Origin of the sequence: Paenibacillus sp. FSL R5-192 (assembly GCF_000517845.1) — a bacterium.
Classification (GTDB): Bacteria; Bacillota; Bacilli; order Paenibacillales; family Paenibacillaceae; genus Paenibacillus; species Paenibacillus amylolyticus.
On record NZ_ASPR01000001.1, the window covers coordinates 1 to 13912 of the forward strand.

Consider the following 13912-nt stretch of genomic DNA (forward strand, 5'->3'; position numbering starts at 1 on the left):
GTTGGTCGGAAAAAGTATACCACGAAAAGAGAACTCATCCAACCAGAAATGCTTGACAAACATTAGCTGGTTTTTGTTAGACAGCGTAAGAGGGGATATCCGTAAAATAATTGATCTTTGAAGTTGAATCGTGGCTGGTGATATATACAAATAAAACCGCACTCTCTCCTACATAACTAGGGTAGTGCGGTTTTGTACATTAAACTTGTATATTGTTGAATTGGGAATACAGACAGCTTTATTGGGAAGCTTTTAAATCAATTAATTCGTAAGTTCGTCCAAGTCTTCAGCAAGTACAGCATAGATCTGATGATCCTGATATTTGCCGTTGATCTTGAGGTATTTGCGAGCAGTACCTTCAAACTGGAATCCGTTCTTCTCCAGAACGCGCTGTGAACCTTTGTTGGAGGGCAATACTGCAGCCTGAATCCGATTTAACTTCAGCGCACGGAAGCCATAAGCTACGGCCAGTTTAACCGCTGCTGTCATTCGTCCGCCACCCTGATAATCTGGATGGATAAAGTAACCCATATCCGCATAATTGGCAACGCCCAATACGACATTGTTGATACTTACTTGTCCAATTAGCAGGCTGTCTTTAATGGTATAGATTCCAAATTGATATCCTGTACCATCTTCTGCTGCCTTGACCCGATCCTCAATCCGCCGAGTCTGAGCATCCAGTGTATAGAATTCATCGTCTCGCACGGGTTCTACAGACTGGTAAGGGACGCGTGTGATCTGAATCAGGTCCAGATAGGACTGTGTATCCTGGGGTGTAAGCAACCGAAGGCTTATGCCATTGGCTGTATCATAGAGTGTTAGTGCCATTACAGCACACTTCCTTTCTAATTGGGATGTTCGTAGTCGGTGACTACTTTAACTTTTGGCGCAGACTTCTGAAAAATTGAGTTAGCATCGTGGAGCATTCAGGCTGAAGGATATCCGGAATCACCTCCGTACGATGGTTAAAACGAGGCTCCTGTAGCAGGTTCATCAGTGTACCTGCACAGCCAGCCTTGGGATCAGCCGTACCATAGATAACTCGTGGAACTCTGGATTGTACAATTGCACCTGCACACATTGGACAAGGTTCCAATGTGACGTACAGAGAACAATCCAACAAACGCCAAGCTCCGATGGTCTCGCTGGCCTGACGAATAGCCACCATCTCTGCATGGGCGGTGGAATCCAGTGTAGTTTCACGTAGATTGTATCCCCGACCAACAATTTGGTTATTTTGTACGATTACAGCTCCAATCGGCACTTCCCCAAGAGCCTCAGCTTTGTAGGCCTCGGCAATGGCCTCTCGCATCCAGTGCTCATGCTGAGCTTCCTCAGATAAATGCGCGAGATCGGTCTGAAGAAAATGGTCAGTCATTACTATATAACTCCTTCCAAAATCGTTTATTCAGCGAACAAATATTCGGGTTGTTAACATGTTGTGTATAGAATTGTGGATAACCGTGTAGTTGCTCACATAGTTATAAACAAACTATCCACAAGCCTGTGGGTATGTGGATAAATATAGTGATTAATTTCATTGTAGAGTTCGAAAATGCAAAAAACAACGAATTTCGAGCTTTTCAGTCATTCGGTAACTTTTGGACACGGGTCAATTATCCTTTTCAAAAAGACATACAAGCGTTATGATGGAGATAGGTTTTGCCATATATCGCCAGAGGGTACAAGCCGAGAGGTGAACAAAAAAACTTGTCTATTAAAACGAAATTATCCATGATTATGTCGTGCTCAGTGCTCGTTATTTTAGTGTTGAATATCGCACTGAGTTATTATACTACAGAAGAGAATCTGAGGCAGGACAGTGAAACCAAGATGGTGCTCACTGCAAAGCAGATTGCAATTGCTGTCGAACAGAATCAATACAGTTCGGATTATGTAAAACGGCAGATTGGAAACAATCTGTGGCTTGCTGCTGTCATGGCAGCGGAAGAATTGGACCCGAATATTAATAATATCACAAATGAAGAACTTGTACGCTTGAGCCAAAAGGTCGGCGTCTCACATATTTCGTTAATGGAGCAGACGGATGATGACATCGTTGTTAGCCGCTCCTCAGATCCGAGAGAAATCGGGCTGTCCACCAAATCCATGACATATTGGTATCAGGCCTTTAAGCAATTGTTTGAAAAACAACAGGTGACGATTCCCCAAGGGCAGAAGTTGGAGCATTTCTGGTCAGATGGATTCGAATACTCGACATCCAGTCCTTCGGATATTGATATCTGGGGTTACTACCATGATGGAAAGAGAAACTACATAATCAATCCCTTCTATAATAATACGGAAGTTGATGACTATGTGAAAATCTCTAGTCCGGATGAGATTTTAAATAAAATTCGTGAGGTCAATCCCTCCATTCTGGAGATTACAGGCATCAATCCGTTGACTTTTGGCAGCCCGAACATGGGTGATGACGGAAGAGATTCGAACTTTAGCAAGTTGAATAACAGACCGATTCGTTTTGGTACATACCAGTATGGTTCTACGGATGAGGATCATCGTGCTGTGGTGCGCGCCATTCGAACAGGGCAAAATGTATCTTTTGTCAGTGAAACGCACGAACAGAAGGTACTGAAGAGTTTTATTCCCATTTTCACACCCAATCAGTCTTCCTATGTGATCAGTATTGTCATGGACTATAAGCAAATATCCTCCATGGTATCTGAGCAGTTGGTGAGCCATGCCTCCATATCGTTGGTTTTGCTGGAGATTGTGATTTTTGGCAGCTATTTGCTCGCAGGGTATATTACACGTCCGATCCAATCCATACTGGGCAAAGTGAATGATGTAGCGGATGGGCACTTTGATTTCCGTCTGAAAGTACGGAGGAAGGATGAACTTGGCCAACTGGCCAATCGTATTAATGCCATGATTCGTAATCTGGGCCATTATACGAGCCGTCTGAAACAGATGTATGAAGAGAATCGGGCAGTGAAAGAACATCTGGAGTCCATTATCAATCAGACAGCGGATGCCATTCACATTACGGATCTTGAAGGAAAAGTGCTTCGGGTTAACCGCGCATTTGAACAATTATATGGCTTTCGAAGTCGTGAGGTGGAAGGTCGTAATCTGAAGATCATCCCGCCAGAGGCAGAAGAAGAAATGAAACGTCAGCATGCCCAACTCGTTGAGGGGATGTCCATTACGTCCAACGAAACCACCTGGATGAAGAAAGACGGGACCCGAGTAGAGGTCAGTGTCAGTACGGCTCCGGTACGAGACGAGGCTGGAGAGATTACCGCGCTCATTAGTGTCTCCAGGGACATTACAAGCCGTAATCGGATGGAAGAGCTGCTGAGACGTTCTGAGAAGCTAACAACCGTGGGCCAGCTTGCAGCAGGTGTGGCACATGAGATTCGTAATCCACTGACCACGCTGCGCGGATTCCTGCAGTTACAGCAAGAGAGCAACAAGCTGAATCATCGTCATCTGGATCTGATGTTATCGGAGCTGGATCGAATCAACCTTATTGTTGGTGAATTTCTGATTCTTGCGAAACCACAGGCGGTTCATTTTCAGAATCGGGACATTCGTTTTATTCTTGGCGATGTCATCTCGTTATTGGATAGTCAGGCGCATCTGCATGGTGTAGAATTTGTACTGCGTGCCTCATCCGATTCGGCTATGGTACACTGTGAAGAGAACCAATTGAAGCAGGTATTCATCAATTTGCTGAAAAATGGTATGGAGGCCATGCCAAATGGAGGAAACATCCATATCAAGCTCAAGCATGACGAGCAGTCGAAACGCGTCAGAATTGAGATCAGGGATGAAGGCATTGGTATCCCGGAAGAGATGATGCCCAAGCTTGGGGAGCCTTTCTTTACGAATAAAGAGTCTGGAACAGGGCTTGGCCTGATGGTCAGTCAGCGCATTATTCAATCACATAAGGGCATGATGGATATTAAAAGCGTCATGAACAAGGGAACAACGGTTATTATTGAACTGCCTGCATCCGAGCAACAACTGGAAGTTATTGAGGTAGATCAGGTAACAGATGACACGCTTACAGATGAAGAGAAATAGATGAGGTGAGATTACCTTTTGCGTATTAATAAATTTATTAGTGAAACAGGTTATTGCTCCCGGCGTGAAGCCGACAAGTTGGTGGATAGTGGTCAGGTAACCATTAATGGAGTTAAGGCTGAACTGGGCAGTCAGGCAGAAGAAGGCGACGATGTACGAATCAATGGCAAGCCAATCAAGGAAAAGAGAAAACACGTATATATCGCGCTGAATAAACCGATCGGGATCACAAGTACAACCGAGCAGCATATTCAGGGCAATATCGTTGATTTTGTCGGGCACGATGAACGTATCTTTCCTATTGGACGTCTGGATAAGGACTCGGAAGGTTTGATCCTGATGACCAATGATGGTGATATCGTTAACCGGATTCTTAGATCAGAAGGGCGCCATGAGAAAGAGTATATCGTTACTGTTGATCGATCTGTAACCCCGAGTTTCCTTAGAGGTATGAGCACTGGGGTGAAGATCCTGGGTGAAATGACCCTGCCTTGTACAGTGACCCGGATGACGGATCGAGTATTCCGTATCATCCTGACTGAAGGAAAGAACCGTCAGATTCGGCGGATGTGTAGTGCCTTTGGTTACGAGGTTCGTAAGTTAAAGCGTATTCGGATCATGAACATCCATCTTGGAGAAATGGCGACAGGTTCATGGAGAGAGCTTACCCCTGCTGAAAAAGCGGAGCTGGGCGGTCTGTTAGACTATTCACTGGAATAGTTGATTCGAGTTCCACTAATTAACTGATTGAAGCCCTGCTTTCCGAAAAGGAGCGCAGGGCTTTTTGGTGCAGATTTAATGAAGACTAGTCAATAATACCGAATAGTACGGAAATATGTAGATGAACCAGGCATAAGCCTTATATAAATCAAAAAGACCGTTCTCCTTGTACCTGGAGAACGGTCTTTGGTTAATGAATCGCTGCAGGCCTCTAGTTTCCTCCGCCAACGGCTTTTACATTTGTATTGTTACTTTGATACTTCCGAATGATAGATACCTCTACACGGCGATTCTGTGCCCGTCCCGTATTGGTGTCATTGCTGGCAATTGGGTGATACTCTCCATAACCACTTGGTGTGAATTTGGAAGGGTCCAATTGCGAGTTCAGCAACAGGATTTTCAGGAAGTTGAGCGCACGATCTGCGCTTAGATCCCAGTTATCCTTATATTGGTTGTTCGAAATGGGAATATTATCGGTATGACCGGATACAACCACTTCATATTCAGGGAACTCCTGCAGCATGCTTGAGATTGCTTTGGCCAGGGATCGTGATTCAGGCTTCACATCTGCTCGGCCTGAGGAGAACAGGGCGTTATCACTGATGGTGATCTTCAATTCAGACTGATTCAGCTTGGTGTTCAGCTGGTCTGAAAGTCCGTTCTTCGAGATATATTTGTCGAGTCGCTCTTTGAGTTTCTCCAGGTCTTCTTGTTCTTTCTTAGCCATCTGTGCATCTGTAATCTGAGCTGGTGTTTTCTTGGTGATTTCTGTAGGTTCCTGTTTGTTCTTACCCAAATCAGCACCTGGCGTATCCGGATTCATGGACGAATGGTCCAGAATTCCGGAACCTCCATTTAATGCACTGTTTAGTGCGGAAGCCATCTGCTCGAACTTAGCTGCATCGATTGAACTCATACCGAACAATACAATAAACAGAGCGAGCAACAAGGTCATCAAGTCGGAATAGGGAAGCAACCAGCTCTCGTCTATATGCTCTTCATGTGGTTCGTGCTTCTTAGCCTTTTTCACCTGGTGATCCCTCCTTCTCTTCCAGTTGTTTACGTTCGGAAGGTGTCAGGAATACGGATAACTTTTGGTTGATGGCGATGGTGGAGACACCGGATTGTATGGATAACAGTCCTTCAACCATCATCAGCTTGATCTCCATTTCTTGCTTGGACATCCGTTTCAGCTTGTTAGACATCGGGTGCCATAACACGTAACCACTAAATATACCAAGGAGTGTTGCGATAAATGCTGCCGCAATCGCATGGGAGAGTTTCTCCATGTCACTGAGATCGGCAAGTGCTGCGATGAGACCTACAACGGCCCCGAGAACCCCGAGCGTTGGTGCGTACATCCCCGCCTGAGCGAAGATCAAGGCACTGCCACGGTGGCGCTCCTCTGTAGCATGAATATCTTCCATGAGCACATCACTTACAAATTCCTGATCGTTGCCGTCTATAATCATACGCATACCGCCACGAAGGAACTGATCGTCAATCTCTTCTACTTTTGATTCCAGTGCAAGCAAACCTTCACGACGGGTAGTGGAAGCCCAATCCATAAATGTGCCGATCAGGGATACGCGATCAATAAGTACTTGATTTTTGAAAACAATCCCGAAAAGCTTAGGGATTTTCTTAACTTCAGACATCGGAAATGCGATAAAGATGGTTCCTGCCGTACCAACAAAGATAATAATGTAGGCTGCGGGATTGTTAACCAGGTTGATTAAGGGCGCACCCTTCAAGAACATACCAAATACAAGGGAGACCAGCCCCAAAATTAGTCCAATAATCGTTGAAATGTTCATCATACACCTCATCCATGAGATAAAATTGAATCCTTTCAAGCGGCTGTGTTCGGGCTTCCGGACGAATTTTTGGCCGCAATCCGTTCAATGTTAGGCATTCCTTACGGTTGCTAAAACAGTTAAAACGGTCATATATGTATTTATCGACCAGAAGGCCTTTTTTTTTAAGGGCTATTTTCAGGTATAATAAGATCAAATCCGCTCCTTAGGGGCCGAATAGGAGTGAAAAGCCAATGGGCGTAAAGCATGGACGGGATTATGAAGGAATTTTGACAGATCTGACAACGGCAATCGGACGCATACCGGATCGGTATGTTTTCTTTGAAATGGACGCGGAAGAGTGGGGGAGACTGGCTGCATCTGACCAACTTGAAGTGGATGAGGCATTGGCGGAGGATTTGTTCTATGCGCTGGGCGAGGAGTCCGTTATTCCGGTTGGAAGTGGCGTGGTCATCCATGATAAGGAACAGCACCGCATTCATATTTTGATCGGGGAAGAAGAGTTGACATTTGTACCTTTAATTTAGTGTGTTTACATGCATTTTCAGGGGTGTAAATGGAATTGGAATTTCCCTCAAAGCCTTATGGTTATTGGTTCTATGCCATGTAGTTGATTGGATTTTGAAGCTTGTCCGTGGTAAGATGTTAGTCGTGAAATGGGCCAACCGCATGGCGGTGAGCCTGGCCTTTGAGGTTGCTGTTGATAGCGCCGAAGGTGTCGGTGGTTATACGGACGCATGTCTGTAATGTACCACCCTATGGGGAGGAAGATAACGCATGGTTTTTTCGCAAGAGGAAGTCGAAGCTCATCTGGGAAGGCTGGAAGGCTGGGAACTGGAAGAGGGACGGTGGATTGTACGTAAATTCGTGTTCTCCAACTACATGAAAGGGATTGCATTTGTGGATGAGGTCGCTGCGATCTCGGAAGCATTCAATCATCATCCTTTTATTACGATTGATTATACAACGGTTACGCTGCGTCTCACATCATGGGATGCGGGTGGTATTACATCTGTAGATATCAAGGAAGCAGGGCAATATAACGAAGCTTATGACAAAATGAGGTCGCAATAACGAGGTTGGTTATTATCACGCGGCCAGAAGTGAGTGAACCATACATGTCAGACTATAATCAGAAACAACCTCTTATTGCTGTCGTAGGCAGTCTCAATATGGATCTTGTAGTGAAGACAGACACGATTCCGGAAGAGGGAGAGACGGTGAGCGGTGAGGAGCTGCATTATCTCGCTGGTGGCAAAGGGGCGAACCAGGCTGTTGCTGCTGCGCGTCTGGGTGGACAGACTACGATGATTGGTGCGGTGGGATCGGACGGTTTTGGCGAACGTCTGCTGCACAGTCTGACGGAAAGTGGTGCAGATGCCTCGCGGGTTCGCATATTGGAAGACACGGTTACAGGGACGGCTTCCATTTGGCTCTCTCGGGGAGACAACCGGATTATCGTTATTCCTGGTGCGAATGGGCAAGTGGTGCCTGAGATGCTGGAAGAGGCGGATACGGTAAAAAGCCTGACTGCAGCCGCAGCGGTGCTGCTACAGCTGGAGATCCCGCTGCCAGCGGTTACCCGCGCCGCCCAACTGGCGGCTGAAGGCAGCGCACTGGTGGTGCTCAACCCGGCTCCTGCGGTGCCGGGTCTGCCCCAGGAGCTCCTGCGGTGCGTCGACGTTGTCACGCCAAACCGCAGTGAGCTTGCCGTGCTTACCGGCCGGGATCATCTCCGGCCGGAAGACCTGGATGCGGCGGTCGCAGAGCTCGCCGCATCCCTCGGGGCCGCTGTCGTCACGACGCTCGGCCCCGAGGGGGCTGTCTACGCGGCGGCGCCTGGTGGCCGCGTACAAGCAGGGCGTGCCGGCGCGTGCCGTGCGCCCGGCTACGCCGTAAGCGCCGTGGATACGACCGGCGCTGGCGATTGCTTCAACGGCGCGCTGGCAGTAGCTCTCGCGCGCGGTGAGACTTTGGACGCGGCCGTAGGCTTTGCCATGGGTGCGGCCGCGTTATCCGTGACAAAGCTCGGCGCCCAGTCCGGGATGCCGTCCGCACGTAAAGTTGAGGCCTTTTTGGCTGAGCATGCCGCAGAGGCTTAATAATTGATATAACAAAGAGGCTCTTATTCTCCGAAAAGGGGATTAAGCGCCTCTTTGTTATGCGTGTGCAGAGATTATTTCTTCTCTGACAGCCACATGGCGATATTTGCAATCTCTTCGTCCTGCAGTTTTCCCTTGAAGGAAGGCATGCCACCTTTACCTTTGACAATCGTAGAATAGATCTTCTCCAGATCATCCTGGCTGCCGATGTTAGCCAGAGCAGGTCCTACGCCACCCTGAAGCTGATCCCCGTGACAGGAGATACAATTGGCTTTGACCAGTGCTTCAGCCTGTCCGGCATCCAATGTTACTTCCGGCATGGTTGGTTTGGCTTCTTCAGCCACTTCTTCTTTCCCTGGAAGCGTAAACATTAAAACAATAGCTAAAGCGCATGCTGCAAAAAATACTCCGCTCATGATCCATTTGTGCATCCCTTATGTCCCCTCCAGAATGAAAGATCATCTAACCTGAAACTATCCATATCATTATAACGGAACCTGTACTGACATCATAGCATTTTGTGGGAATTTTTTGAACTAATCACATAACAAGGGGCAAATTTAGTTGTTTTGCAATGGATTCTAAGCGCGAGGCCCTTCATAAACCATACAGTGAAAGGGCTTCAAGCCGCTTGGGGTCTGTCGTTCGTATGTATCCTGGGTGACAAATCCACTCTTCAGATAGACTTGAATGGCACGAGCATTCCAAGTGAGTACTTCCAGATCAATCTCATTCGTGGGATTTCGGCGAATAGCTTCCTGTACAATGGCAGTGACAAAAGCTGTCCCTTGACCCTGACCACACAGCTCTGGATGCATGCCAAGGCCAATCCGGGTTACCCCTTGAAGTGGGAAGTATTGAGCAAACCCACATATACGATCGTTCTGATCCAGGACGATTGCATATTGCTCCTGCCGCAGCTGTGCATCTCCGAATTCCACTTCCAGAGCTTTCATCTGCTCCCAGGGGAGCCAGCTGTAGATATTGTAAGGCGGATCATACTGCCAACTGCAGATAAGCTCCGCATGTTCTTCTCGCATGGGTACAACGTGAAACGTCACAGGGGTTTCCTTCATACACCTGCATGCTCCTTTCCTTGAAACAGAACTCTTTGTCCACTCTACAAAAGAGATGTTCATTTAGCAAGTCTTCCTTCCCAAGAAAAAAAATGAAACAAAAGTTCCGGTAATTTCGTTTATATTATAACGGGATGGGTAAAAACATCATAAGGGCACGGACGAACGAACGCAAAATGAACCTGTTGATGTCGCAGGATATGCCCCGAGTATAACTTGCAACATGAATAAGGATTGAAGCACAAAAAAACCGCCGGATACATTCCTGCGGAGAATGTACCGGGCGGTTCTGTTATGCTTCTTGCTTCGTTCCAGTATGGTTAATGGTTACAGCATCATGTTGCTCAGCTTGTCCCTAGTCAAGGGCCAGTGATTCATATGCGTCCGTGCTCATAATCCGTTTCGCGCCAACATAACGATTGGCCCAATAGTTTTCACTCAATGCACTGATCGTAACGCCTTTGGAAGAAGAGGAGTGTGCGAACTTTCCATCCCCTACAAAGATTCCTACATGGGATACGCCTTTACCTGTTGTATTAAAGAACACCAGATCGCCAGCTCTCATCTCCATGCGGGATACGGAATCGCCCATGTCGAATTGGGAACTGGATTGGCGTGCCAAATCAATACCCAACTTGTCGAATACATACCGGGTAAATCCGGAGCAGTCAAAGCCGTTAAGCGTTGTTCCCCCACTTTTGTATGTAGTTCCCATTGCTGAATCAATTACTGTGTCCATCTTTGAATCTGCGAATGCGCTACCTGCACCAAGCGATAAAGCGAATGTGATGCTAAGTACAGCTGCGGTTAATTTCTTCTTGAACAAGAGATATTCCCCTTCCAATGCCTGCGAGGTTAGCTTAAGGATTCGGTTGAAGGTCCCCTATGATCCCTCTGTAGCAAGATCAATTCACCCATAACTGGTTCCCCCGCTTCCCAGGTGCCAGGAATTTGGCTATGCTAGTTATGCACCTGCGAAATCAAGAAATGACGATTTAATTTTAAGTAGTTACAAATATGAATGTAAAGATTACAAAGTTGTTACTAAAAACTCACTGCGATTATTGTAACAGAGGAGTACGGCTTTGGCAACGTTTAGCAACAAATTTAGCAAAAAAACCCTCGACCTTTGACGGGGAAAGGTTGAGGTTTGCCTATTTATAAGTACATATTAGGCCATGAGTTTAACATGTGATGGTAACAATTTTTAAACTATCTGCTCTCACCTTTGGATATTTTGGACTGCCATAATCGGAAATGGCTGCATATTTTCCACAGACTCAATAGACATCTGGCAAGTGGATACGTCTGTTGTAGTATAAGTCCGGTAAGTCCCGTTAATAACCATGAGGCTGTAGTGAATGCCCCAAAGACGAGCAGGTGTACTCCGCCCAGCAGGAGTGCAATGCCGATTACGGCGATGAGATGACGCAGTGCAATCCAGAGTGCTTTGAGGGTACCGTGAGCACCGCCTTCTCCTTCTGGTGCCGAAACACCGAACTGCATATAGAGTATGACATGGTGGATGATCCAACCATATACAATCCAGGCAGCAACATAAGGTATGCCAGGCAAAAGTAATTGAAGGGAATGAAATCCGTCCATGAGAATCGAGTAGAGCCTCGGTATGAGCCAGTAGGCGGGCAGAAGTATCAATAATGTACGTATAGTGTGGAGCAGCAGCATCGGTTTCCACAGATTTTTGATTCCGCGGACAAACGGAATGCGCTCTTCTGTAGAATTAAAGTGCTGAAGTGAGTAGAGCAGTCCTGCCTGAATGAGGGGGCTGATCAACATGCGAACCAGCAGCATGCCCCCGAGAATCCATAGATAACGATGAACCTCCGGATGGGTAGATAGGTTAAGTTGACTTTCCATTTTGAACAAAAGTGTACTCAGCTCCCCGGCATCAGCATCTGGATAGCGCAGGAGTAGTGGGATGACCGCCGATTGTACCATTCGATAGAAGAAATATCCCCACATGAGTTGATAAAGAAATAAGAGTGCGGCAATGAACATATGCTGACGGACGAGAAACCAGCCTTCACGTATTTTCGCTTTCACCGTTTCCACCTCACCATGACAGACCTCCGAATATGGCTTCTATTAGTTTGGTTACACTCATGCTCCAGCGGGACTTCGTCTGCTCATCCAGTCCGGATTTCAGGAAATTGTTCATATGGCGGTTCTCCAGCACGATCGAGTACAGGGGATCGGTCATGGCCCAGGATACGGGGGATGTGTGAGTTAATTTATACGTGATGCGATCTTCTTTGCCATTCCATTGCTTGGTGAGGATATGCCCGTCTTCAAAAGCAATGCGAATAGGAACGGCGTTGTAATCACTCCCTTTTTTTGCTATCGTCACGGATGACTCGTACAATGTTTGACCGTCTTTCTGTACGGGCGTAACACGAATCTTCTCTACAGCAAAGTCAGCCATTCCGTTACTATAGACGTATTGATCAAAATAATCAGACCAGGAAGTGCGGGTCACTTGTTCCACAACGTTTTGAAAATCAGATGAAGTGGGATGTTTGAAACGGTACTTCTTCACATAGGTAGAGAGAATACGTTCCATCTTTTTGGCACCGACTTGATGTTCGATACCAAGCAATACAAGTTTGCCACGTGTATAGACATTGGCTGCATACTCATTCTGTGAATCGAACTTCCAGGATTCTTGTGTTAAGGATGACGGAGAAGTAATCAGTCCCGATTGTACCGGCAGATTCGGAATCAATCCGTATTCCTGCTCCATCAATTTGTCTTCTGCATAAGAGGTGAACCCCTCATCCAGCCAGGCTTCCTCGAATTCGTTGCTGGCAACCATGCCGTAGAAGTACTGGTGTCCGATCTCGTGGACTACGGTACGTTCCAGGTCATAACCTGGCGTAGTATCATCGGCTCCAAAGGCTGTAACTAGCGTAGGATATTCCATGCCTCCGGCACCGTTCCCCGTTTTGGGTGGAACAACGATGGATAAGGTTGCGTAAGGATATGGGCCAAACCATTTGCTATAATTGGCTAGTGCGGCCTTCGCGGCGTAGAAGTAACGTTCTTTCAGATCCTGATGAGCAGGGTCCAGATATAACTTGATTCGTACACCAGGCACATTGGGTGCAGAGAAGGGTTCCTCGGCGTAGACAAAATCCGGTGAAGCTGCCCATGCGAAGTCATGCACATCATCGGCGTAAAATTGATAGACCTTTTCTCCATTCTTCACCACGGCTTGCTGTGTCGGAAATCCGGTAGCAGCTACTTTGTATGTTTCAGGCACCCGAATACGCACACTATATATACCGAAGTCAGCGTAAAACTCTGAATTGCCATGGTACTGGTGCAGATTCCAGCCTTCCGTTGTTCGTCCACGTCTGCCCACAGGTTCATAGGCACTTAATTTTGGAAACCATTGACCTGCCATGACAAAATGATCAGCAGTTCCCATCCGGGCAAAAATCTTCGGCAGATTCACTTCAAATCGGGTGTGGAGCGTGATGCTTTCCCCGCCTTTGACGGGTTTGGGCAAGCGTACTTTAATGAGGGTGGTGTCCTTGATATTTCCGTCATCTGGTTGCACATACTGCATCCGATGCAGCAGAGAGAGCCCGTCCTCCGTTTTCATTTCGGTAATGTTCATGGAGCCATAACCATTGGTAGGCATGACATCACCCCGAAGCTTTCCACCGGATTCCTTCATAAAGGTGGTGTCAGCAGAAGAGAAGGCGTTGGGATACATATGAAAGTAAAGCTCGCTGACGGTTTTTTTACCTGGATGTGTCCAGGTAATCGTCTGAGTCCCTTCCAGTACATTCCCTTCGACCAGTTTTACATCCATGTGATATTCCACAACACGGTTGCTGTACACTTCGGCAGTAGGGGTCTGTACACTTTCTGGAGGTGCTGGCGTTGGGGCTATTGCCTTAGGCTTGCCCGATTCGGGGGCGAGTACTGGCAATTCGGAATGAGTTGAGCGATTATAACCCAGAGTGATCCATATCCCTCCGGCAAGTACACACAGGGCCAGGGATGCAGTGAGCCAGCTCTTGGCGCGTCGTGGAATCATCGTTAAATACCTCCCGTTGACAAGCATCTACAGCATGTATATGTTTGCAATGGGACAATTATTAGTTAAAATATTTGT

The 13912-nt window shown here is 46.9% G+C and carries 15 protein-coding genes and 1 riboswitch; of the genes, 6 read left to right on the plus strand and 9 right to left on the minus strand.

What is annotated here, in order from left to right:
• Nucleotides 1-261 precede the first annotated feature (261 nt).
• Entirely contained in the window at nt 262-831 is a 570-nt protein-coding gene (locus C161_RS00005; RefSeq protein ID WP_036667681.1) for a GNAT family N-acetyltransferase, read from the minus strand.
• Between the two features lie 43 nt (nt 832-874).
• Nucleotides 875-1381 carry a tRNA adenosine(34) deaminase TadA gene (gene tadA, locus C161_RS00010; protein WP_051449508.1) on the minus strand — a complete coding sequence of 169 codons (507 nt, stop codon included), beginning with the start codon at nt 1379-1381 and terminating at the stop codon, nt 875-877.
• A gap of 332 nt (nt 1382-1713) precedes the next feature.
• On the opposite strand from tadA, the gene C161_RS00015 reads away from it, so the two are divergent.
• Together C161_RS00015 and rluF are read left to right on the plus strand one after the other, a co-directional pair.
• Nucleotides 1714-4053, plus strand: a complete 2340-nt coding sequence (locus tag C161_RS00015; RefSeq protein WP_051449510.1) for an ATP-binding protein — start codon at nt 1714-1716, stop codon at nt 4051-4053.
• An 18-nt stretch (nt 4054-4071) separates the two neighbouring features.
• The gene (rluF, locus tag C161_RS00020; protein WP_036607293.1) at nt 4072-4773 is read left to right on the plus strand and encodes a 23S rRNA pseudouridine(2604) synthase RluF; all 702 of its coding nucleotides are present in this window, start codon (nt 4072-4074) and stop codon (nt 4771-4773) included.
• A gap of 211 nt (nt 4774-4984) precedes the next feature.
• Here rluF and motB read toward each other — a convergent pair whose 3' ends face one another.
• Together motB and motA are read right to left on the minus strand one after the other, a co-directional pair.
• Entirely contained in the window at nt 4985-5803 is an 819-nt protein-coding gene (motB, locus tag C161_RS00025) for a flagellar motor protein MotB (RefSeq protein ID WP_036607292.1), read from the minus strand.
• Entirely contained in the window at nt 5790-6590 is an 801-nt protein-coding gene (gene motA, locus C161_RS00030; RefSeq protein WP_036607291.1) for a flagellar motor stator protein MotA, read from the minus strand. Before motA ends, motB begins: the two co-directional genes overlap by 14 nt.
• Before the next feature lie 233 nt (nt 6591-6823).
• Here motA and C161_RS00035 point away from each other — a divergent pair, with 233 nt between their 5' ends.
• From C161_RS00035 to rbsK, 4 genes are all read left to right on the plus strand, one after another.
• Nucleotides 6824-7117 (plus strand): hypothetical protein, encoded by a 294-nt coding sequence (locus tag C161_RS00035; protein ID WP_036607290.1) that lies wholly within the window; start codon nt 6824-6826, stop codon nt 7115-7117.
• Nucleotides 7118-7181: 64 nt separating this feature from the next.
• Entirely contained in the window at nt 7182-7337 is a 156-nt protein-coding gene (locus tag C161_RS32855; protein WP_155985029.1) for a hypothetical protein, read from the plus strand.
• A gap of 30 nt (nt 7338-7367) precedes the next feature.
• Entirely contained in the window at nt 7368-7664 is a 297-nt protein-coding gene (locus C161_RS00045; RefSeq protein WP_017691315.1) for a 4a-hydroxytetrahydrobiopterin dehydratase, read from the plus strand.
• Nucleotides 7665-7708: 44 nt separating this feature from the next.
• Entirely contained in the window at nt 7709-8692 is a 984-nt protein-coding gene (rbsK, locus tag C161_RS00050) for a ribokinase (protein WP_036667683.1), read from the plus strand.
• Between the two features lie 74 nt (nt 8693-8766).
• On the opposite strand, the gene C161_RS00055 is transcribed toward rbsK, so the two are convergent.
• From C161_RS00055 to C161_RS00075, 5 genes are all read right to left on the minus strand, one after another.
• Nucleotides 8767-9123 carry a c-type cytochrome gene (locus C161_RS00055; protein WP_036607288.1) on the minus strand — a complete coding sequence of 119 codons (357 nt, stop codon included), beginning with the start codon at nt 9121-9123 and terminating at the stop codon, nt 8767-8769.
• A gap of 150 nt (nt 9124-9273) precedes the next feature.
• The gene (locus C161_RS00060; RefSeq protein ID WP_036667684.1) at nt 9274-9768 is read right to left on the minus strand and encodes a GNAT family N-acetyltransferase; all 495 of its coding nucleotides are present in this window, start codon (nt 9766-9768) and stop codon (nt 9274-9276) included.
• Nucleotides 9769-10123: 355 nt separating this feature from the next.
• On the minus strand, nt 10124-10594 hold the full coding sequence (locus C161_RS00065; protein WP_036607285.1) for a C40 family peptidase: 471 nt from the start codon (nt 10592-10594) through the stop codon (nt 10124-10126).
• Nucleotides 10595-10597: 3 nt separating this feature from the next.
• A riboswitch (cyclic di-AMP (ydaO/yuaA leader) is annotated at nt 10598-10735 on the minus strand.
• A 245-nt stretch (nt 10736-10980) separates the two neighbouring features.
• Entirely contained in the window at nt 10981-11832 is an 852-nt protein-coding gene (locus C161_RS00070; RefSeq protein ID WP_036667698.1) for a hypothetical protein, read from the minus strand.
• Between the two features lie 10 nt (nt 11833-11842).
• Entirely contained in the window at nt 11843-13834 is a 1992-nt protein-coding gene (locus tag C161_RS00075; protein WP_036667685.1) for a M1 family metallopeptidase, read from the minus strand.
• Nucleotides 13835-13912: the final 78 nt, after the last annotated feature.